The sequence below is a fragment of the Paenibacillus sp. FSL K6-1558 genome, assembly GCF_038002565.1.
GTDB classification, from domain to species: domain Bacteria; phylum Bacillota; class Bacilli; order Paenibacillales; family Paenibacillaceae; genus Paenibacillus; species Paenibacillus polysaccharolyticus.
The window spans coordinates 2,559,604-2,580,470 of record NZ_JBBOCV010000001.1 but is presented as its reverse complement, the minus strand read 5'-3'; the positions used below and the strand labels follow the sequence as shown (position 1 = coordinate 2,580,470).

The 20,867-nt window shown below is 46.4% G+C and carries 18 protein-coding genes; 15 read left to right on the top strand and 3 right to left on the bottom strand.

Translation table 11 applies throughout. The annotated features are described in order from the left end of the window. Positions 1–6 precede the first annotated feature (6 nt). From MHI38_RS11145 to MHI38_RS11120, 6 genes are all read left to right on the top strand, one after another. The gene (locus tag MHI38_RS11145) at positions 7–1,122 is read left to right on the top strand and encodes a sensor histidine kinase (protein ID WP_090919694.1); all 1,116 of its coding nucleotides are present in this window, start codon (positions 7–9) and stop codon (positions 1,120–1,122) included. Then, positions 1,064–1,732, top strand: coding sequence for a response regulator transcription factor (locus tag MHI38_RS11140; protein ID WP_090919691.1), 669 nt, complete (start codon positions 1,064–1,066; stop codon positions 1,730–1,732). Before MHI38_RS11145 ends, MHI38_RS11140 begins: the two co-directional genes overlap by 59 nt. A 245-nt stretch (positions 1,733–1,977) precedes the next feature. Then, positions 1,978–2,808 carry a YwmB family TATA-box binding protein gene (locus MHI38_RS11135; protein WP_154891095.1) on the top strand — a complete coding sequence of 277 codons (831 nt, stop codon included), beginning with the start codon at positions 1,978–1,980 and terminating at the stop codon, positions 2,806–2,808. A gap of 178 nt (positions 2,809–2,986) precedes the next feature. Further along, positions 2,987–4,537: a glucose-6-phosphate dehydrogenase gene (gene zwf, locus MHI38_RS11130; RefSeq protein WP_341181261.1), complete on the top strand. Its 1,551-nt coding sequence runs from the start codon at positions 2,987–2,989 to the stop codon at positions 4,535–4,537. Positions 4,538–5,032: 495 nt separating this feature from the next. Continuing rightward, positions 5,033–5,431, top strand: a complete 399-nt coding sequence (locus tag MHI38_RS11125; RefSeq protein WP_053783291.1) for a DoxX family protein — start codon at positions 5,033–5,035, stop codon at positions 5,429–5,431. Between the two features lie 395 nt (positions 5,432–5,826). Further along, a complete protein-coding gene (locus MHI38_RS11120; RefSeq protein WP_090919682.1) occupies positions 5,827–7,410 on the top strand; it encodes a peptide chain release factor 3 in 1,584 nt (527 codons plus the stop codon). A gap of 157 nt (positions 7,411–7,567) precedes the next feature. Here the strand turns inward: MHI38_RS11120 and sspI are convergent, their stop codons facing one another. Beyond that, a complete protein-coding gene (gene sspI, locus MHI38_RS11115) occupies positions 7,568–7,801 on the bottom strand; it encodes a small acid-soluble spore protein SspI (RefSeq protein ID WP_154891093.1) in 234 nt (77 codons plus the stop codon). A gap of 168 nt (positions 7,802–7,969) precedes the next feature. Between sspI and MHI38_RS11110 the strand changes: the two genes are divergently transcribed. The 4 genes from MHI38_RS11110 (at position 7,970) to MHI38_RS11095 (ending at position 11,065) form a co-directional block, all read left to right on the top strand. Then, positions 7,970–8,632: a potassium channel family protein gene (locus MHI38_RS11110; protein WP_090919680.1), complete on the top strand. Its 663-nt coding sequence runs from the start codon at positions 7,970–7,972 to the stop codon at positions 8,630–8,632. A 42-nt stretch (positions 8,633–8,674) separates the two neighbouring features. After that, entirely contained in the window at positions 8,675–9,463 is a 789-nt protein-coding gene (locus MHI38_RS11105) for a TrmH family RNA methyltransferase (RefSeq protein ID WP_154891092.1), read from the top strand. Positions 9,464–9,717: 254 nt separating this feature from the next. Further along, entirely contained in the window at positions 9,718–10,311 is a 594-nt protein-coding gene (locus tag MHI38_RS11100) for a sigma-70 family RNA polymerase sigma factor (protein ID WP_341181260.1), read from the top strand. Continuing rightward, complete coding sequence (locus tag MHI38_RS11095; RefSeq protein WP_341181259.1) at positions 10,298–11,065, top strand: DUF3600 domain-containing protein; 768 nt, start codon at positions 10,298–10,300, stop codon at positions 11,063–11,065. The genes MHI38_RS11100 and MHI38_RS11095 overlap by 14 nt, the downstream gene beginning before the upstream one ends. Positions 11,066–11,098: 33 nt before the next feature. Here the strand turns inward: MHI38_RS11095 and MHI38_RS11090 are convergent, their stop codons facing one another. Continuing rightward, entirely contained in the window at positions 11,099–11,980 is an 882-nt protein-coding gene (locus tag MHI38_RS11090; protein ID WP_341181258.1) for an AraC family transcriptional regulator, read from the bottom strand. Between the two features lie 115 nt (positions 11,981–12,095). Here MHI38_RS11090 and MHI38_RS11085 point away from each other — a divergent pair, with 115 nt between their 5' ends. Both MHI38_RS11085 and MHI38_RS11080 read left to right on the top strand, forming a co-directional pair. Next, positions 12,096–13,256, top strand: a complete 1,161-nt coding sequence (locus MHI38_RS11085) for a Gfo/Idh/MocA family oxidoreductase (protein ID WP_154891089.1) — start codon at positions 12,096–12,098, stop codon at positions 13,254–13,256. Between the two features lie 328 nt (positions 13,257–13,584). Further along, the gene (locus MHI38_RS11080) at positions 13,585–16,047 is read left to right on the top strand and encodes an S-layer homology domain-containing protein (RefSeq protein WP_341181257.1); all 2,463 of its coding nucleotides are present in this window, start codon (positions 13,585–13,587) and stop codon (positions 16,045–16,047) included. Between the two features lie 122 nt (positions 16,048–16,169). Here the strand turns inward: MHI38_RS11080 and MHI38_RS11075 are convergent, their stop codons facing one another. Further along, a complete protein-coding gene (locus MHI38_RS11075) occupies positions 16,170–16,490 on the bottom strand; it encodes a winged helix-turn-helix transcriptional regulator (RefSeq protein WP_090919666.1) in 321 nt (106 codons plus the stop codon). A gap of 425 nt (positions 16,491–16,915) precedes the next feature. On the opposite strand from MHI38_RS11075, the gene zwf (MHI38_RS11070) reads away from it, so the two are divergent. The 3 genes from zwf (MHI38_RS11070) (at position 16,916) to yunB (ending at position 20,835) form a co-directional block, all read left to right on the top strand. Further along, positions 16,916–18,370, top strand: a complete 1,455-nt coding sequence (zwf, locus tag MHI38_RS11070; RefSeq protein WP_341181256.1) for a glucose-6-phosphate dehydrogenase — start codon at positions 16,916–16,918, stop codon at positions 18,368–18,370. A 370-nt stretch (positions 18,371–18,740) separates the two neighbouring features. Then, positions 18,741–19,634, top strand: a complete 894-nt coding sequence (gene gnd / locus MHI38_RS11065) for a phosphogluconate dehydrogenase (NAD(+)-dependent, decarboxylating) (protein ID WP_123064728.1) — start codon at positions 18,741–18,743, stop codon at positions 19,632–19,634. 250 nt (positions 19,635–19,884) lie between these two features. Next, positions 19,885–20,835: a sporulation protein YunB gene (gene yunB / locus MHI38_RS11060; protein WP_154891086.1), complete on the top strand. Its 951-nt coding sequence runs from the start codon at positions 19,885–19,887 to the stop codon at positions 20,833–20,835. The last annotated feature ends 32 nt before the right edge of the window (positions 20,836–20,867 follow it).

The following is a 20,867-nucleotide window of genomic DNA, read 5'->3' as shown; positions in this document are numbered from 1 at the left end:
TCCCGGATGAAGGATAGAAAACATACCGATATGGTTACCCGAAGTATGCGTGAAGGGATCCTCCTTGTTTTCATTGTGTTTGCTGTTATTTTATATGTATTGTATACATATGGTTATCTGGCTCCATTTGCAGGCTGGCGTCATCTGATTCAATCCGGGCTGGCTCTGTTGTTACTTCTGATCGGGATTGGGGCGGTATTTGGATTTTATCAGAGTTATAGGGTGAAAAGGCGGCTAGAATTGTTAACGGAAACCTTGTTGCAATGGGAAAAAGGATCACTCTCCCGTACGGTACCCGATCTCGGTCAGGATGATGTCGGCCGGCTTAGTGAACAACTGGGTCGCATCGGCAAAAAGTGGGAAGATCAGGTGTCTTCCCTCCAGCGGTTGTCCACGAACAATGCACAGCTGGCCGAACAGGCCAGAATTACAGCCATTGTAGAGGAGAGACAACGGCTTGCAAGGGAATTGCATGATGCGGTATCACAGCAGCTATTTGCGATCTCAATGACAGCAACGGCAGTAGGCCGGAAGATGGAGAAGGATTTTGAACGGGCACAGCGGCAGGTTGCTTTAATTGAAGAAATGGCTTCCGTGGCTCAGTCCGAGATGAGGGCTTTGTTGTTGCATCTGCGGCCCGTCTATCTGGAGGGAAAACAACTGGAGCAGGGATTGCGTGATCTGGTGATGGAACTCAAAACCAAAGTACCGATGGAGATCGTGCTGGAGATGGACGAGGATATTCATCTGGTCAAAGGAATCGAGAACCATTTATTCCGGATCGTGCAAGAAGCGATGTCGAATACGTTGCGTCATGCAAAAGCGGAGAAAATGGAGATCAGATTGCAACGCCGAATGGATGCGGTTCGTGTACTGATTCGAGACGACGGGCAGGGCTTCGATCTGGATGAACAGAAGCAGGCCTCCTATGGTTTGGCGAATATGCGTGAACGGGTTACGGAGATTGGGGGAGCTATCCAATTTGTGACGGCACCTGGCAAAGGAACACGGATTGAGATTACCATCCCTCTGATGAACGATGAAAGCGAGGTAGAACATGTCAATGGAACCGGAAGTCGAAACGGAGACGGAAACGTCGATCAGAGTGTTGCTCGTGGATGATCATGAGATGGTGCGTATAGGCCTTGCCGCGGTTCTTGATACGGAAGACGGCATTGAAGTGATCGGTGAAGCCGGAAGTGGAGAGGAAGGCATCAGGCTTGCACAGGAGTATAAGCCGGACGTTGTGCTGATGGACCTTGTCATGGAAGGTATGGATGGCATTGAAGCGACACGTCAGGTGCTCAAAATGAACCCGGAATGCAAAGTCATTGTGCTGACCAGTTATCTGGACGATGAGAAAATGTATCCGGTCATTGAAGCAGGAGCATTCAGCTATCTGCTGAAAACGTCCAGAGCCAATGAGGTAGCTGATGCGATTCGTGCTGCTGCCCGCGGGCAATCTGTTCTGGAGTCACAGGTAGCATCCAAGATGATGAATCGGTTCAGACAACCACAAGCGGCGGCACCTTTACATGAAGAACTGACCGATCGGGAGATGGATGTTCTGCGTTTGCTGGCCCAGGGCAAGTCCAATCAGGATATTGCGGACGAATTGATCATCGGTATTAAGACGGTTAAGTTCCATGTAACCAACCTGCTGGCGAAGCTGGATGTGGATGACCGGACACAGGCCGCGATTTATGCCTATAAGAATGGATTAGCCGAGTAAGTTGATACGATAGCCAGGTAGCCGCAAGGTATGTGTCTGGAATGGAAATAAACAAAATTTTGAAAAATTTTAGATGAAAGAATCAAGGTTGAATATAACGGAAAGCTCGTTCTGCCCTAACGTGGTGGATGAGCTTTTTTTGTATGCACACATAGAGAGAGTCTCGTAAAAGGGTATAGGTCAAGCCGGAAGAGGGCATGCTGTTGATAGATTCATAGATTGGCGGAGCGAATGGGGGAATTCACTTGATAAAACGTTGGATGAATACAGGGGTCATTGCCATAGCCATTATAATTTTAATCGGAGTTACACAGGTATATGCAGCGAATGTAGAAGTAGAAACGAAAGGTTCTGGTACCGAAGTGGCAGAACTGGAGCAATTGTTACATACAGCAGATGCAGTTATCAAACATGCAGATCAATGGGTGATCAAATGGCAAGTCGCAGGCCACGGAGATGCTCGTATGCAAGCTATGAAGCTGGCAGCAGATCTGGGACTTGAAGCTCCCGTTCAGGATGTTCAAACCGGACATGAGGTCTATCGAAGCCAGGGAAAAGTTGGCGTTTCAGAATCCCCAATAGGGTTGTTGCTTAATGTGGCGAGTACAGAACAGGATGAATATTATGTGATCGTGCAGCTGGCAGGAAGAGCAAAACTGGATCGTCAGGCATTGCTTGCATTACATGGTCAGGTGGCAGAGGCAATGACTGAACACGACTTGAACGAAGCAAGCTGGAATATGTCCGTACAGGGCAAGTTAAGTGAGATGAATGAAGGGAATGACAAGCCAGCCACAATAGAGGTATCCAATATGGCTCAGGCTGGTGCGGAGAGAAAGGCCAGTGAACAGTTAGCGGCGCTGGAAGCCAAGCTCTCTGATGAACTGGAAATGATAGCAGTTGAGCGTTATGAGGATGGAGCTACAGCCAGTGTTTCCTATCAGGAGAAAGAGTTACCTTTGGAGATTATGAGCGGCTCGCACCTATTAAATATGCAGCTTGCGGTACATCAAGTCAGTGGACAGAATGATGCACGTGTTACTGTCGGTTTTCCGGTGATCACGATTGAATATTAATTGATGGAGGTAATGATATTGTAGCTGATTCCCGGCAGGGGATATGCTAAAATATCATCACATCCAAGTTGGGACTTGCTGGTAATTGTTATTTGGTTTGTTGAGATCGACTGAACTGAACACTATTACATAGCTCGGGAAGCGGATAAGAAGGTCTTCCCGGAGGAAAGAGGAGCCTATGGACAATAAACAGATGCAAAATGAAGTACAGACACCAGGTGCAGTGTTTTTCATTTTTGGAGCAACGGGAGATTTGGCCCGCCGGAAGTTGTTTCCGGCCATCTACAGTTTATACCGTGAAGGCAAGCTTGCTGATGACTTTGCGGTTATTGGCGTAGCCAGACGTCCGAGGTCACAGGAACAGTTCCGGGACGATCTTCTTGAATCTATCCAAGAGTTCTGCCGTTATCGGGCAGGGGATTCGCAGGAGTGGAACGCTTTTGCCGAGCATTTTGAATACAAATCACTGGACATCAACAACGTGGACGGGTTCCGGGAACTGCGGGAGCAGACCGAACAGCTGGAATCCAAATTCAAAACACCGGGAAATCGGCTGTTCTATCTGGCACTGGCGCCTAAGTTGTTTGGCAGTGTGTCGTACAGTTTGAGAGATGGCGGCATGCTGGAGGGCAGTGGATGGAATCGTCTGGTGATTGAGAAGCCGTTCGGATATGATCTGCCATCGGCCGAGAAGCTGAATGAACAGATTCGCGAGGTGTTTAAGGAAGAGGAAATCTATCGGATTGATCACTACCTGGGCAAGGAAATGGTGCAAAATATCGAAGTGATTCGCTTCGGGAACGCCTTCTTCGAACCGCTCTGGAACAATAAACACATCGCCAATGTTCAGATTACACTAGGTGAGACAGTTGGTGTAGAGGAGCGTGGAGGATATTATGACCACTCCGGTGCACTCCGTGATATGGGTCAGAATCATATGTTGCAGATGCTGACGATGATTGCGATGGAACCGCCAAGCCGTCTGTTCCCGGAGGATATCCGGGATGAAAAGGTGAAGGTGCTTCGTTCGTTGCGTGAGTTTACGTCGGATGAAGATGTGCGTAACAACGTGGTACGTGCCCAGTATACGGAAGGGGAGTCCCGAGGCAAACCGCTTCCGGGCTACCGTCAGGAAGACAAGGTTGATCCGGAGTCCAATACGGAGACGTATTTTGCAGCACGCGTATTCGTTGATAACTTTCGCTGGGCTGGTGTGCCGTTTTACATTCGGACAGGCAAACGTCTGCCGGTGAAAACTACGGAAATTGTGGTTGAGTTCAAATCGATGCCGAACAACGTATACCTCGGTAAAAAATATAAGCTGGAGCCGAATCTGCTCGTGATTCGGGTAAATCCGATGGAAGGCATTTATATTAAAATTAATGCCAAAAAGCCGGGCTCGGATTCCGAGATTCAGCCCCTGGCGATGGACTTTTGTCAGAGCTGCATGATCGGAATCAACTCGCCCGAAGCTTATGAGCGCCTGCTGCATGATGCAGCAGAAGGCGATTCCACGTACTTCACCCGCTGGGATGAGGTGGCGACCGCATGGTCTTTTGTCGACCGAATCGCGGCTGCTTGGGGCCGTAATCAGGGTGAATTGCACACATATCCCGCAGGAACGTGGGGCCCGGAGGAGACAGCGAAGCTGCTGGAGCAGGATGGTTTCCACTGGTGGCCGGTGAATGGGCAGGATGAGGATAGCGTCATTTGGCATGTGAATGGTTAAGCTCATGAGGGAATCGACCATAAAGGAATTTAAAGGTTATTAAGGGATAACACGAATGTTCAGGTGGTTTCCCATCGGAATGCTCTGTGTAACTCCCTTTAGTTCAACTATCTGTGTTAAAAGAGGGCTTTGGAAGATCGCATGAGAGATGCGGTCTTTCAGGCTTTTTTCTGTTGATAGTGAATCGAAGTCACGGACATAGAAGTAGATCCAAAGAGGTTCCACCAAAAGGAAATAAATAATTTAAATTAAGTTGTTGACAAAAAGTAAGTGAATAACTTATACTCAACACATGAGTTAAAGAGTTAAGCAAAAGACCTGCTGCGTTCGGTCAAAAAAATGATATATAAATCCGACGCAGAGGAACATTCATGAGCTAAAAGGTAAACCAGTTGAAGGGGTTTGCGGGCAGACAGTATCATGAAAAAATTTTCGCATAATATCTTTAATCTAAGAATACTATTTTGTATATATCGAATGGAGGAAAAGAAATTGATGTTGGATGTAGGGTTGTTGTTGATTCGTTTGGTGATTGGTTTGTCGTTCATGGCGCACGGGGCACAGAAGCTGTTTGGATGGTTCGGGGGTTACGGCATCAAAGGTACAGGCGGTTGGTTTGAATCGATGGGCATGAAACCTGGTGCACTCGTTGCTTTGCTGGCAGGACTTGCTGAATTTGGCGGCGGATTATTGCTGGCGCTGGGTCTGCTGACACCGGTAGGTGGCATCCTGATCGCACTGACCATGGTGATTGCCATCGTTAAAGTACATGGTGCTAACGGTTACTGGTCTACACAGAACGGATTCGAGTATAACCTCGCCATCCTTGTGGTGGGCGTAGCTCTGGCTCTGACAGGCGGGGGGCAATATGCGCTGGATGCACTGATTTTCTAAAATCGAATGATCTGTAGGACATGAGAGGAACCTGGATGCCAGTTACATGGCGGAAGGGTTCTTTTTTTGCGAAGAAAAGTGTTGAATTGGTGGAACGTAATCGGTTATTTTCGGTGCAGATTATGGTACAATAGGAGAGTTGAATTGAGAACGAGGGAAAAAGCATGAATGGAAGCACTGATCTGAAAGGATGAACTCCATTGTAAATGTGTAAAATGAATTTATCGTGTACCTCTGATGATGAGGATGACATGCGAGTTTATAATCAACCGGCTTAGCCGGGTGGCATAAAGTTTTAGAGTTTACAACTACGTTTGAAAGTTTACCGAGTGAATCTATGGACGACCGGCACTGACCGGATTAACGTGAATGAACGGATGAAAGGGATAGACGCTATGAGCAAAGCTGCAAATAACATTCTTCAAAAGGAAGTGGACAAACGTCGCACGTTTGCCATTATCTCTCACCCCGATGCGGGTAAAACGACATTGACCGAGAAACTACTGTTGTTCGGGGGCGCGATTCGCCTTGCGGGAACAGTTAAAGCCCGGAAAGCAAGCAAACACGCGACAAGTGACTGGATGGAAATCGAGAAACAGCGGGGGATCTCGGTTACGTCCTCTGTCATGCAGTTCGATTATCTGGATCATCGGGTTAACATTTTGGATACTCCAGGTCACCAAGACTTCAGTGAGGACACGTATCGTACACTGACAGCTGCCGACAGCGCGGTGATGTTGATTGACGTGGCAAAAGGTGTCGAGGCACAGACGATCAAATTGTTCCAGGTATGTGCGAAGCGTGGCATTCCGATCTTTACGTTTATCAACAAACTGGACCGTGAGGGACAAAGTCCGTTTGACCTGATGGAAGAACTGGAAAACGTATTGGGTATTCGCTCCGTCCCTATGAACTGGCCGATTGGTACAGGCCGTGATCTGTGCGGTGTGTACGACCGGATGAAAAATCAGGTGGAGCTGTTCCAAGGCGACGATCATTCGACGATCAAAGTGCAAAAAGTTGATGGATACAAAGATCCGATTATCCGCGAGATGGCGGGTGAGTACTTGCATGATCAGCTATGTCAGGAGCTTGAGCTTCTGGATGTAGCAGGTGACCCATTTGATATGGAAAAGGTACAGAAGGGTGAACTGACTCCGATTTTCTTCGGTAGTGCCATCAACAATTTTGGTGTGCAGACGTTCCTTGAAAATTTCCTGGAGCTGGCTCCGAAGCCAGAACCGCGCCGCAGTACCGCTGGCGAAATTGAACCAACGAATGAGAAGTTCACGGGTTATGTATTCAAAATTCAGGCGAATATGAACCCTGCACACCGCGACCGGATCGCGTTCTTGCGTATTGTGTCCGGTAAGTTCGAGCGCGGCATGAGCGTGAAGCATAATCGTGTAGGCAAAGAAATTAAGCTGTCCCAACCGCAGCAATTCCTGGCACAGGATCGGGATATCGTCGAAGAGGCTTATGCTGGCGACATCATCGGTCTGTTCGATCCGGGAATTTTCCGGATTGGTGATTCGCTGAGTCAGGGCAGTGAAGTCGTATTTGATGAGTTGCCAACGTTTTCGCCAGAGATTTTTGCAAAGGTAACGGTTAAAAATGCCTTGAAACACAAACAGTATCAAAAAGGGATCGATCAGCTTACGGAGGAAGGTACCATTCAGGTATTTAACACGGTGAGCTTTGATGAGACCATTCTGGGCGTAGTCGGTCAGCTCCAGTTCGAGGTATTCGAATACCGGATGAAGGGTGAATATGGGGTAGATGTGCAGTTGCAACGGATGCAGTATCAGTTTGCCCGCTGGATCGTGGACGAGAACTTAGACCCGAGCAAATTCCGGATTAACTCTGCCCTGGTAAAAGATAAAAAGGGCAATTACGTTGTACTTTTCGAAAATGAATATGCGATGAGAACGGCGATCGATAAAAATCCGACAGCGAAGTTCCTTGAAACTGCGCCTTAATGTTATCTTGATATAATGAAATCCCTCCGCCGGGTGGTGGAGGGATTTTTTGCTTCACCTTACCTATAGGCAGAATTTATCCTGCCGGGTTAGGGGAGCTTTTTTTTGCAGACAGAACAAACGGTTTGATGGTTCCCTTCACCCGTCAGTGCTTCAATTATCGAAGCGGTTGTAAGGGAATGGTGTGCAGATGCTCCTGCGCGATCTGAATCAGTTCCTCCTGCTTGGCAGGCTCTGTGTTCTTCCAGATCATCTCGAAAATGGCGCCAAGTCCAGGCAACGCTGCTTCGGGTCCGTCTACTGAACCTTCGATCATCTCCCGGAGCTGGTCATCACTTTTGTCATGAACCTTATGAACAATCGCTTCACGCAGGCTTAATGTAATGGGCATCGCAATTCCCTCCTCGGTTTATTCGGCTGCTGTATTACTGTTCCCTGTGGAGGGTGAGCGCATTCAAGTTTTTCCGTCTTTGTGGTATACTACGAAGGATTATTTACGTTGGCATCGTACCAGAACTGGTGCGTCTTGCCGTAATGCAGCGGGAGGTTAAATACCCTGATGGCGAAGAAACAATATGCTGTAATCGGTATGGGACGATTCGGATCAAGTATAGCGAATGCACTGAGCGGTATGGGATTTGACGTGCTGGCGATTGATGCGAACGAGCAGCGGACGCAGGAAATGTCCAATGTGGTAACCCATGCAGTATCGGCAGACTCAACGGATGAAGAAGCCCTGCGAGCGCTGGGGATACGTAATTTTGACGTTGTTGTTGTAGCGATTGGTGAAGATATACAGGCGAGTATTTTGACTACTTTGATATTGAAGGATATGGGTGTACCCGTGCTGATTGTAAAGGCTCAAAATGAGTTACATGGCAAGGTGTTGCAGAAGATTGGTGCGGACAAAGTCATTTACCCGGAACGGGATATGGGTCTGCGTGTAGCGCATCACTTAACATCACCCAACATTCTGGACTATATTGAATTATCCGAGGATTACAGCATTTTGGAGATCAGAGCATCCGAGCAGATGATTGGCAAAAACCTGCTGGAGCTGAACATTCGGGCACGTTTCGGCTGTAACGTTATGGCCATTAAAAGCGGAGGTTCAATGAACATCTCCCCTTATGCCGAGGATCGGATTGCAGATGGAGATGTGCTGGTTATTGTGGGGCACAAGGATCATCTGACGAAGCTTGAGCTGGCCTATCCGAAGTGATTAAGGAATAATAATGAGCCCGAAAATGGGAAGGATGGAACGATGGATATTGTATCACCGCAAAATACACGTGTAAAAGAGTGGGCACAGTTGCTGGAGAAAAAGCATCGAACCCGTCAACATAAATATATAATCGAAGGCATTCATCTCGTACAGGAAGCGCTACGTGCCGGAGCTGATCTGGAGTGTATCGTGTACGACGGTGAGCAGGGAGTGCCTGTAGAGCTGGCAGGACTAGAGAATCCACTGAAGCGAGTCGAGTGGGTCAGTGTGTCTCCTGCCGTGATCGCCAAATGTACGGATACGATGACCCCTCAGCCGGTATTTGCAATCGTGCGAAAAAGCAAAGAGCCGCTACAAAGTCTGATTGCAGAGCCGCAAGGTTTGGTGGTTGTGCTGGACAATGTGCAAGATCCCGGAAATGTGGGCACGATCATTCGCAGTGCGGATGCTGCCGGAGCCGCAGGTGTTGTTCTTGGCACTGGTTGTGCAGATGTGTATAACCCGAAAACGATTCGTTCAACGATGGGCTCTTTGTTCCATTTGCCGATTGTGGAGGGAGAATTGCAGACGTTGCTTCCTGAGGCAAAAGCCGCAGGTGTGAGGCTGGTTAGCACTTCTTTGCAGGCAGAGCATTCGTGCTACAGTTATGATTTTACCCAGCCGGTGTGGCTTGTCATTGGCAATGAAGGCAAGGGCATCTCAGATACCACGGCACAGCTCGTAGATGACGCAATTACGATTCCGATGCAAGGACAAGCGGAGTCGCTTAACGCCGCGATGGCAGCAACGATATTGTTGTTTGAAGCGATGCGGCAGCGGATGGGTTGAAATAGTACCTACCCTTATTATCCACCCCTATTACCTCCACCAATTGAATGGAGACTGGAAAAAGTGAGGGTTTTCCCTCAGCAGATTTCAGTCTTTTTGGTGATGATGTGAAACATTGAATGACCTATTCCACCTTCAATATGAAGTGTCTGGAATAGGTTTTATTTTTATTCAGGATTGAATTCACCAAATTAAATCGAACGATATCATAGACCAAAACCAATATATAGTATCAGCAGAAAGGGGGATGGGAAATGAGTGAAGAGAATGAGTACATAACATTGGTGAAACTGACCTTGGCTGGAGACCATGATGCTTATGGAGAGTTATATGAGAAGACGGTAACGGATGTGTATCGTACGGTTCGTTTTCTAGTGCATGATGCGGCGGATGCCGAGGATCTGGTGCAGGAGATTTATATTCAGGCTTATCGATCCCTGGCACGATATGATACTGGACGTGCTTTTCGGCCATGGTTAATGGGGGTTAGCATGCGACAGGTCAAGAGTTATCGACGCAGGAAAATGATGCAGTTTCGCTTCAAGCAACGGATTGAACAGATGGATACCGATACGGGCATGGAAGTTGATTTCTCGTCCCAACTAATCCATAGATTGGCCAATCGTCCCTTACTGACGCAAGTACAGCGTCTGCCTTACAAGTTGCAACAGGTGGTTACATTACACTATTTGAACGAGTATACCCAGGAAGAAGTCGCTGACATTTTAGATATCCCGCTGGGGACGGTCAAATCTCGAATCCATGCGGCACTTACCAAGCTGAGACAGCAGCAACAACTGCACTCCGAATTTGCGAGAAAGGTGGACAATGCCAATGAAATTGGATGAACAGTTACGGTCGGCATATCAGGAGGAAACGAAAGATTGGATTATCTCGGCTCGTGTCAAACATAACGTACTCCATGACGTTCGAAAAAAATCGTCTCTCCTAACTCGCGGCAGAAAATGGTGGGTTACTGCATTGCTCGCGGCCGTACTTATTATCCCTACAGGAGCTTACGCAGGGTATACCTATCTGGCTGACAGTATATACAGCTCGCCACATAATATCACTGCCTTAGGAGGCACTGTAGCGGATTATGAGCGATTGGAAGCAAAGCTGCAACAGGCACAGGCTCATTTTACGGAAAGTGAATTCGTATTATATATGGGACTGCTCAAACAATTTTCACAGATGGCATTGACCCATGCTGATGCCCAGGGGAAAATGAATCCGGATAGCTGGAGTAAGGAGGAGCAGGAAAAATACAAGCAGATCACGGCAAAGTTGCAACCCTTTTTTAATAAAATGGAAGGGTTAGAGAATAATTCGTCAACAGCTATACCTGTTTCACCGAGACTTATGGACGAGGATGAATTTTGGGCGGAACAGTTTACCAAGGCAGAAAAGTTATTTACGAAGGAAGAATATGCCGATTTTAGAGCCGTATATGAACAGATGAAGACGTACAAAACGACAGTGGAAGACACGGACGGAAGCTATCACATGGATCGGTTATCCAATGAACAGCGGGCTGAGCTGGATCAATTAACAGAACGTATGAGTGTGTATTTGGAAAAGATCGGGCTGCATGTGCGCTGATTATGCTAGCTATTCTTTTTCCGTCCGTCCCATCTAACGGCTACCTCTCATCCTCAACCGATATTGGTGTGGTGTGGTGCCGGTGGCTTTACGAAATACTTTGCAAAAATAAGAGGGGCTAGACATGCCGACACGGTGGCCGATCTCAGGAATGGATAAAGATGTACGACCAAGCAGTATGCAGGCTTGACGAATACGGGTGGCCTGAGCATATGCAATAATGCTGGTGCCGGTCGCCTTTTTAAACACATGGGACAGGTGATAGGCAGAGAGATGCAACTCACTCGCAATGTGTTCTAAACGAAAAGGTTCCCCATAGTGTTGCTCAATCCACTGCATGGTTGCTTGGGCGTGGGGATCAATGATTTCTGAATGACCTGTTGGTTGGTTTGACAAATACTGATCCGGGAGACGGGCTGTTCTGTTCCAGATGTGACGTAGTTGCGTCAGTACATCCAGTACAAAAAGACAAGCATCTTCAGCAAGCTCATGAGGTAATAACTCAGGGTATTGTTCTCCGAAATGTTCCATTCGCTGAATGAGTAGTGAATTGGGTAAGAGAAAGATAGGTTGAATAGAATGCTGCTCGTTGAGAAGGTGCTCGGTAAAATGATGCGTGGTTATGAAGTGTGGCCAATAGGCGTGTAGTAACTCTAACTCCACCATAAGCACCGTGCGTACAAATGGGTGTGCTTCAGATACCTGAATTTGCACATGGTGCATCTGAAAGGGGCGGAAAATCATAAGTGTACCCGGTTCAAGTGGAAATACCTTTCCCTCGGTAATCAACTGCCCGTAACCGTCATGAATATATGTTAATTCCAGTTGTGAATGAGCATGAAAAACCTCACGAAAGGTTGCACGGGATGTACGGCGACATACCAGGCTGAATTGCCTATCACTTATATGTGGCATAGAAACCATATGACCTCCCTTACCATCGCAAGATAGTTATATTTTATCACAGAATACATGCATAAAAGCGCTCTATTCTGAGGTATTGTGAAGAAACTAAGGGAGGGATAGAGTGATGATTAATGTAGCTATTATTGGTGCGGGTGCGATTAGTAATGCGCATATCTCTGCGTATATGAAGTTCCCGGAGCGGTGCCGGATTGTGGTAGTAGTCGATGTGTATATGGAAAAAGCGCAAAAACGAATTGAAGAATACGGACTACACGATGCTGTGGCAGTAGCGGATTATCATGAACTACTTCAAAACGATATTGATCTTGTATCGATCTGTACACCTCCATATACTCATGCTTCCATCGCGTGTGATTTCATGAAGGCCGGCAAGCATGTATTAGTTGAAAAACCGATGGCTTCTTCATTAGAGGAAGCGGACCAGATGCTGAAAGCAGCGCAGGATAGCGGCACACTGCTGTCGGTTGTTGCCCAGAATCGTTTTACCACTCCCATGATGAAGCTTAAAAGCGTCCTGGATAGCCGGCATATGGGGCCGATTCTCCATGTTCAAGTGGACTCCTACTGGTGGCGGGGACATTCCTATTATGATCTGTGGTGGCGCGGGACATGGGAAAAAGAAGGCGGCGGCTGTACGCTTAATCATGCGGTACATCATATAGATGCCATGCTCTGGATGATGGGGGCGCCCATCGAAGTGCAGGCGATGATGGCCAATACGGCGCATGATAATGCCGAGGTGGAGGACATATCTATGGCGATGCTACGCTTCAGCCAGGGAGCAGTGGGTATGATTACAAGTTCCGTGGTACATCACGGAGAGGAGCAGCAGTTGATTTTTCAAGGAAAAGAAGCCCGCGTGTCCGTTCCCTGGAAAGTGGTCGCATCCACTTCGCAAAGTCATGGATTCCCCGAACCTAATCCGGATCTTGAACGTAAGCTTCAGCAGCAGTATGATGCATTGCCGGAAGTTATTCATTCAGGCCACGCCGGACAGGTCGAGAATGTGTTGGATGCTATAGAGTATGGGACATCGCTAGTTGTTGATGGGGAGAGCGGACGGAATACACTGGAGCTAATTGTTGGGATTTATAAGTCTGCAAGTACGGGGGAGAAGGTGGTTTTTCCAATACCATCGGACGATACATTTTATTCCAGAGAGAGTATGATGCGGCATGTGGTTCACTTTTACGAGAAGAAGTCGTCTGTTGAAAATTTTGAGGATATAGGTATTACGCTTGGACGCCGATTGGATGAAGAGTAAACACAGATAAGATAACGTTCGATAAGTAGTACCTCAATAAGCAACAAAAAAATAAAAATGAGAAAGATGGCACTTTATCTATGATAAAGTGTGTTTTTTTAATAAAAATTAAAATAAGATGGTGAACATTAACATAGAGTTTTGGCAATGATGAACTGAATCCCGATCAACAGGGCAGATGAAGTGGAAGAAAAATGTGGAGTGGGAAAAAAAGAATTCTATAGCATGAAAATATTGTTAGTTTGTAATTTATATGATACCCTTTTCAAGAGATTAGAACCAAAGTATTAGGTCTTTGGAATTAAAACAGAGGAGGAGAAAGAGTATCGTGAAGAAGTGGGGAAGTTTATTTTTATCAGGAGTTTTGTTATTTGGAAGTATGGGCACAGCAGTTCAGGCTGAATCTGTAACCGACGCAGTGTATGATCGTGGCGGGAAAGCAACTGTTGCCGTAAAAACGTTCAAAGATCTAAAAGGGAATTGGGCTCAGGAAGTCGTTGAAAAATGGGCTGGCAGAGGGATCGTACAAGGAAATAAACAAGATCTTTTCTTACCTAAGGGAGAAATCACACGTGCCGAGTGGGCAACTATGATTAATCGTGTTTTCCAGTATGAACAGGTTGGCCATTCAACTTTTACCGATGTATCTCAATCTGATTGGTATGCTCAAGATGTCGCTAAAGGCGTTCAAGCAGGATATATTCAAGGCTACAAGGACGGTTCTTTCCACCCCAATGCTACACTAACAAGGCAGGAGGCAGCAACCGTAGTATCACGAATTTTAAACTTGCAGGGTAGTGGAGAGACAAGTTTTACAGATCAGAAGGATATTCAAAGTTGGAGTAAAGAGGCCGTAAGTGCTGCTGCCGAGAAGCAGATCGTCGTAGGCTATAGCAATGGTAGTTTTAAAGCGAATAGTGCAGTAACCAGAGCTGAAGCAGTACAGATTCTAGACAGGGCTTTTAGTACATATGGAAGCTGGTACGGACAAGAAGGCCAGTATGGTTCGAAGGACAAGAAAGAAGAAATCCAAGGAAACGTAGTCATCGGCGCTTCGGGAGTCACTCTTCAGAATATGACTATTACAGGTGATCTGATCATCAGCAAAGCTGTTGGTCAAGGTGATGTATTCCTCAAGAACGTAACCGTTCAAGGAAAAACTTACGTATATGGCGGTGGAGAGAACAGTGTACATCTGGAAGATTCTGTTCTGCTGACGGTTATTGTCAACAAAAAAGATGGCACTGTTCGTCTGGTAGCTTCGGGAAAAACGCAAGTACATGAGATGACCATTCAAACTTCTGCTAACATTGAATCTAACGGGACTGCAAAAATCGATAAGCTCAAGCTCTCCGAAGCACTTCCCGAGAAGTCCAGAGTATATCTTAAAGGGAATTTTGATACCGTAGATGTGGAAGCTAAGAGTATAAATATTCAAGTTCCTTCTGGAACGGTCACTGAGCTGAATTTTGCTGATTCGGCCGAGGGAACCGAAGTTCAGATTAGTAAGGAAGCAAAAGTAATAACAGCTATCCTTAATGCAGCCGTTAAAATGTTTGGGACAGGTACCGTGGAACAGGCTACAGTCAACGCTGTAGGTGTGACTATGGAAAAGGCACCAAACAAAGTGAACTTAGGTTCTTCGGTACCTTCAGATACAACCGTACAAATTGACGGTACGAGCAAGCCTGTCAGTTCGATTCCAACTTCAAATGCACCCTCTGGAAGCAATGGATCATCTTCAGGTTCAACTGGTGGAACGGGTAACTCAAACTCTGGAAGTCCAACCCCAGGAAGCCCGAATCCGGGAAATGGAGGTTCTAACCCATCACCAAGCGGTCAATATGGCAGCTATGAGGGAGGTTCCTTTTTTATACTAGGAACCGAGGAGCAAGCGATTACAGTAACGGAGTCAGTATATGTGTACAGTCCTAGGAGTGGTTTTGTTTATGCTACTACTCAGAATATTGATGGCAAAAATCTTATTCTTCTCGATGAAGCAGTAAAAGCTGGAGCAGCTATTAAATTCCCTATCGTGGCAAATGAAAGAACAGAAGTTCCAACAACTGAGCTAATTAATCACTATGGCGGATTAAGAATTTTTGTGTTGGATGCAATGAATAATAGTTCTCAAGTTAGTTATTACAATGTCATGGATGGTCCCGATAAACCTTTGGTTCAGAAGTCAACAAGTATGAGTGGAAGCTGGGTTTCCATTCGGGAATCCTATTCCATTAGTTTTAATCGGATGATTATGGAGTCTGAACTAGGAAAATTAAGAGATTATATTCTCGTTTCTACAGGGTCCCAAACACCCAATTTTGTTCCTCTTGATCCAGAGGACCAGGTCTCCATCAAATACAACAGAATTGAGATCAAACCCAAGAAGGAAGTTCTGGGAAAAAATACCTACTTCAAGGTGTTAGAAGGCGGGGTTTCTACTACGGATAGTGTTTATAAAAATCAAGTTTATACCACATCGAAGTTTGTTTCATTTACTCGGCCTGTATTCGTAGATCATCCAACTGAATGGAGAATACAGGAGCCTGTTGGCACTGTGATTAAATTTACTTTAGACTATGGTGGGGATCCGGTTTACTTCGTTTACGAAGATACCTATGGTACTATAGCCAATTTTGAAAAAGAAGTCAGAGATGGTCATGGATTGAAATTAGAAATCCCGCAAGATGTAGAAGGAAAGGTTTTTGAATTCGATACCAAGGATTTACAGCCAGGAAAATATCGGTTCTATATGAATAGTGCATACACGATTTATGTAACTTTGAAATAACCGTAATACAAGAAACGGAGGGATGAATTCCCTTCGTTTTTTTATTTAAATGTGTGAAACTGCGATAAAATATGATGAATGACCATTGTCGTGCATGGTCCTGTAGAACAGGACCATAACGGTTACAACCATTTCTCCGCCCATCGCTCGACAGCGCTTAACGCGCGCCCGAGTTCGCTTCCTTTGCGGGACAACATATATTCAGTCCGAACAGGACGTTCAGTAACGACATGCCGCACGACCAATCCCTCTTCTTCCAATTCCTTCATACGTTCATTCAATACACGTTTGCTCAGATCGGGAATATAAGCATGAATTTCACTGAAGCGTTTGGGTTCTTCCATCAACGCATGGATAATTAAAGCTACCCATTTTCGGCCAATGATCTGATAAGATTGTTCCACTTTCGAGCACATCTGTTTGGCATTCTCATCATCGTTCATAACTGTACTCCTTTGGTTTAGTATCCCTTGTAATATACTTAGTATACTTATTGTAACCTTCTTGTCCACAGGTGTTATGTATAAAATGTCACAATCCAATTGCTATTAAACTTACCACATAAAGCGTTAACATTCAACAAAACCCCTGTAAACACTGGAGTTCACAGGTTAGACACGAATGTTGACGAATTGTGACGACAGGTGTAATATGGGTAACGTTAATTCTAAAGGTTACAATTTATAACCTGATCAAAGTTGATTAAGGTTGTGGAGAGAAGGAATGTTCCCATGGTTGGATTGAGGCAACGGTAATAAACGGAGGCAAGGCGGGCGAGGTGCCCACTTATTCCGTCTTTTGTCATGCTTGGATTTGACCATTTTGCAACATCATATACTATACTGCACAGATCATAGGAGGCACTCCAATGGATGCAATGACATTTGTCCTGTTCGGGGCAACAGGCGATTTAGCCAAACGTAAAATTTACCCTGCATTATACAATCTGTACGTAGATCAGAAAATGCCGAAGGCATTCTCCGTCATCGGTTTGGGCCGTCGTGAACTGTCGGATGCAGACTTCCAGGCGAATGTGGAAAAGTCACTGCAGGAATTCTCCCGTCAAAAGCCGGAGGAGGCATCACAGGTACGCGATTTCATCGGAGCTTTCCGTTACTGTTCGCTGAACAATACGAAGCTTGAAGATTACACCCGGTTGCTTCAACTGGTGCAAGAGCGTGAACAAGAATTGAATATCCCGGAAAACCGCATGTTCTATATGTCCGTTGCACCTGAATTTTTCGAGCCAATCGCACTGAATATTCAAGAAAGCGGTTTGGGTAACACGAAAGGCTGGAAGAAACTGATCATCGAAAAACCATTTGGACATGATTTGCAGTCTGCTCGTGAGCTGAATGAGAAGCTGAGCAATACCTTTGCGGAAGAAGAAATTTATCGGATCGACCACTTCCTAGGAAAACCAATGGTACAGAACATCGAAACACTGACGTATGCCAACCCGGTGATTCAGGCACTTTGGTCTAACCGTTACATTGCGAACGTACAGATCACAGCCAGTGAAACCGTAGGTGTTGAGGAACGTGCTGCGTATTATGATCAAAGTGGTGCTCTTCGCGACATGTTCCAGAACCATATGCTTCAACTGCTGATGATGATTGCACTGCATCTGCCGAAACGTTGCACACCGCAAGAAATTCAGTATAAAAAGAAAAAAATTGCTGAGTCTTTGCGGCCTTTGACTAAAGAAAATGTGACTTCTGAAGTGGTTCGTGCCCAATATGGTGCAGGCGAGCTTCAAGGTTCCGCAGTTGTGGGTTATCTGGACGAGCCTGGTATTCCTGCAAACTCACAGAATGAAACATATGTAGCCGCAAGACTGTGGTTGGATGATCCGTTCTGGGACGAGGTTCCATTTTATATCCGCACAGGTAAACGCATGGCTGAGAAATCAACCCGAATCGTCGTTGAATTCAAGGCGCCGCTCAAAACAGGACATGAGTCTGAAAACACGATGGCTCCAAACCTGTTGACGCTGGAAATTGGTCCTGGCGAAAGTATCTCCCTGCAACTAAATGCGAAGAACCCACTAAACCATGGTGAGGTAGAACCGATGCATATGACCTTTAACTCAGGAGAACGTAACGTTCCTGAAGCGTACGAGAACTTGATCTTTGACGCGATGCGTGGAGATTCTACTTTCTTTGCACACTGGAACGAAGTTGAACTGGCATGGCAGTGGGTACAACCGATTCAGGAAGCCTTTGCGGCAGGTACTATTCCACTGGATACGTACAGTGCAGGTTCGAATGGACCTGAATCAGCCGATCGCCTGACTGCGGTGAATGGATTCCGTTGGTGGTAAGAGAGGAAACATTCCTCAACAATTTTTAAATAATTCATCGCTAAAATTATACCGTTCCAATTTTGCATAAGACCTTCTGACTAATTCAGCCAGAAGGCCGCAAACATTTTATATATAGATGGCAGAAGCATCACGGCTTAAGCACACATCATCATGGACCACGTAGTGGAGGGGACGGAATCGATTCTGCAGAAACGAAGTGTTCGCCTTTGTAGTCCAATTTTACCCGTACAGTTAGGAAATTATAAAAATTGGAATACAACAGCGATCGAAAGAACGATCCGTAACCGGAACGGTTGGTGGGCAAAAGCGGAATGTGTTCTGTATCCTGATTCTACTCAAAACATTCGCAAAACAGGAGGATTTTATCATGAAACTTGGACTTATCGGACTCGGAAAAATGGGCTTGAACCTGGGCAGAAACCTGATTGATCACAAACACGAAGTGGTTGCCTTTGACCTGAATGCAGAAGCGGTTAAAGAAATGAAAGAATACGGCGCTCAAGGCGTGTCTTCATACAAAGAAATGGTTGAATCCTTGGAATCTCCGCGCGTGCTGTGGATCATGGTTCCTCATAACGTTGTGGATGCAGTGCTGGCTGAAGTGAGCCCGCTACTGTCCAAAGGTGATATCATCATCGAAGCAGGGAACTCTCACTACAAAGAGTCCATCCGTCGTTACGAGCAGCTGAAACCACAAGGCATTCATTACATGGATGCAGGAACTTCAGGCGGTATGGAAGGTGCTCGTAACGGTGCATGTTACATGATCGGTGGAGATCCAGAAGCTTGGGCGATCGTTGAGCCGGCTTTCAAAGACACTTCCGTAGAAAACGGTTATCTGTATGCAGGTAAAGCAGGTAGCGGTCACTTCCTCAAAATGGTGCACAACGGAATTGAGTACGGTATGATGGCTTCCATCGGTGAAGGCTTCGACGTATTGGAGAAAAGCGGATTTGACTTCGACTTCGAACAAGTTGCGCGCGTATGGAACAACGGCTCCGTTATCCGTTCATGGTTGATGGAATTGACAGAGCGTGCATTCTCCAAAGATGCTAACCTGGATGAAATCAAAGGGGTTATGCACTCTTCCGGCGAAGGCCGCTGGACTGTTGAAACAGCATTTGACCTTCAAACGGCTACACCCGTTATCGCCCTGTCCTTGCTGATGCGTTACCGTTCCCTGGAAACCGATACGTTCACGGGTAAAGTCGTTGCAGCATTGCGTAACGAATTCGGTGGACATGCGGTGGAAAAAAACTAATCTGTTCATTAAAACAAACCTAAAGATTCCTTATTTGTAAAAAGTAAACCTTTCGCCTGTGCAGATGGCATATCTGCTACGGGCGGAAGGTTTTTTTGTGCCTGGAGCAGCCTGATGTGCACATCCTGCGGATTTGCCGATCAGGCCACTCCAACGTGCATTACAGGGTGCTGTCCTTCTTTTTCAGGACAACATTGCATATGGATAACATATAAGCCTATGGCTCATCCCGCAGGGGAGGGACGCTCCGATGATGCGAAAGAGATGGCGAAGCCGAAGACGGCGCTCTAAGCCGCCAAGCGGTAAGCGGAAAGTATGGTTAATTGCTTTGCTCGTAGCTATATTTTGTTTGATGCAGGGCTTCGCATACGTGGATAAAAAGATGAAGCCGCCCATTATGCATCTGGCCAAGATCAGGGTGAAGCAGATTGCAACCGAGGCGATTAATAAAGCGATTACGGCTCAGGTTGCCGAAGGCAAGACAACGGAAGGTCTGATTGATTGGAAAACCGATACGGCGGGCAAAGTTTCAGGTTTCATGCTGAACTATAACGAACATATGCGCATCACGGCAAGTACGATGAATGTCGTGCAGTCTACCCTTCAGAACGTGCATATGTTAAAAGAAAAAATACCGCTGGGTCAGGCGCTGGGCAGCCCGGTTATGGCTTCCTTTGGCCCAAGCATCCCCGTTCGTATTGAACCTCAGGGGGCGGTGAAGGTTGACCTGAACACCCGTCAGCAGAATGCAGGTATTAACATGATTTTGGTCGAGGTATACATCCACATTATTGCCGAGGTTGCCGTTGTAGTGCCTTTTGACATGGAACCTGAGACCGTAGATACCGAAATCCCGATCTCATATTTACTCGTTGTGGGTGATGTACCGATGTATTATTACGATAATCAGGGCAGGCCTGTCGGAAGCAACGGTAGTAATGCTCCCGCAATTGCCTTGCCTTCAGGGCAGGCAGGCGTATCTAACGGCGGTAACGGTCACACGGGAAGTGGAAGTGGTACGAACAGTGGTAATGGCAATGGAAACGGCGCGCGCAATAGTGGTGAGACACCAGGTAATCAGCCACAGATTCCAAATCCGCAGCAAGCGCCGGGAAACAATACACAGTCAAACGGGCTGGAACTTGAACTGGACCCGCCTGATCTGAACGGGAGTTTTCAGTCCGGACAAAATGGGCATTAGGCGCGAAGCGCTGGATTGCTTGCTCTCAGGCA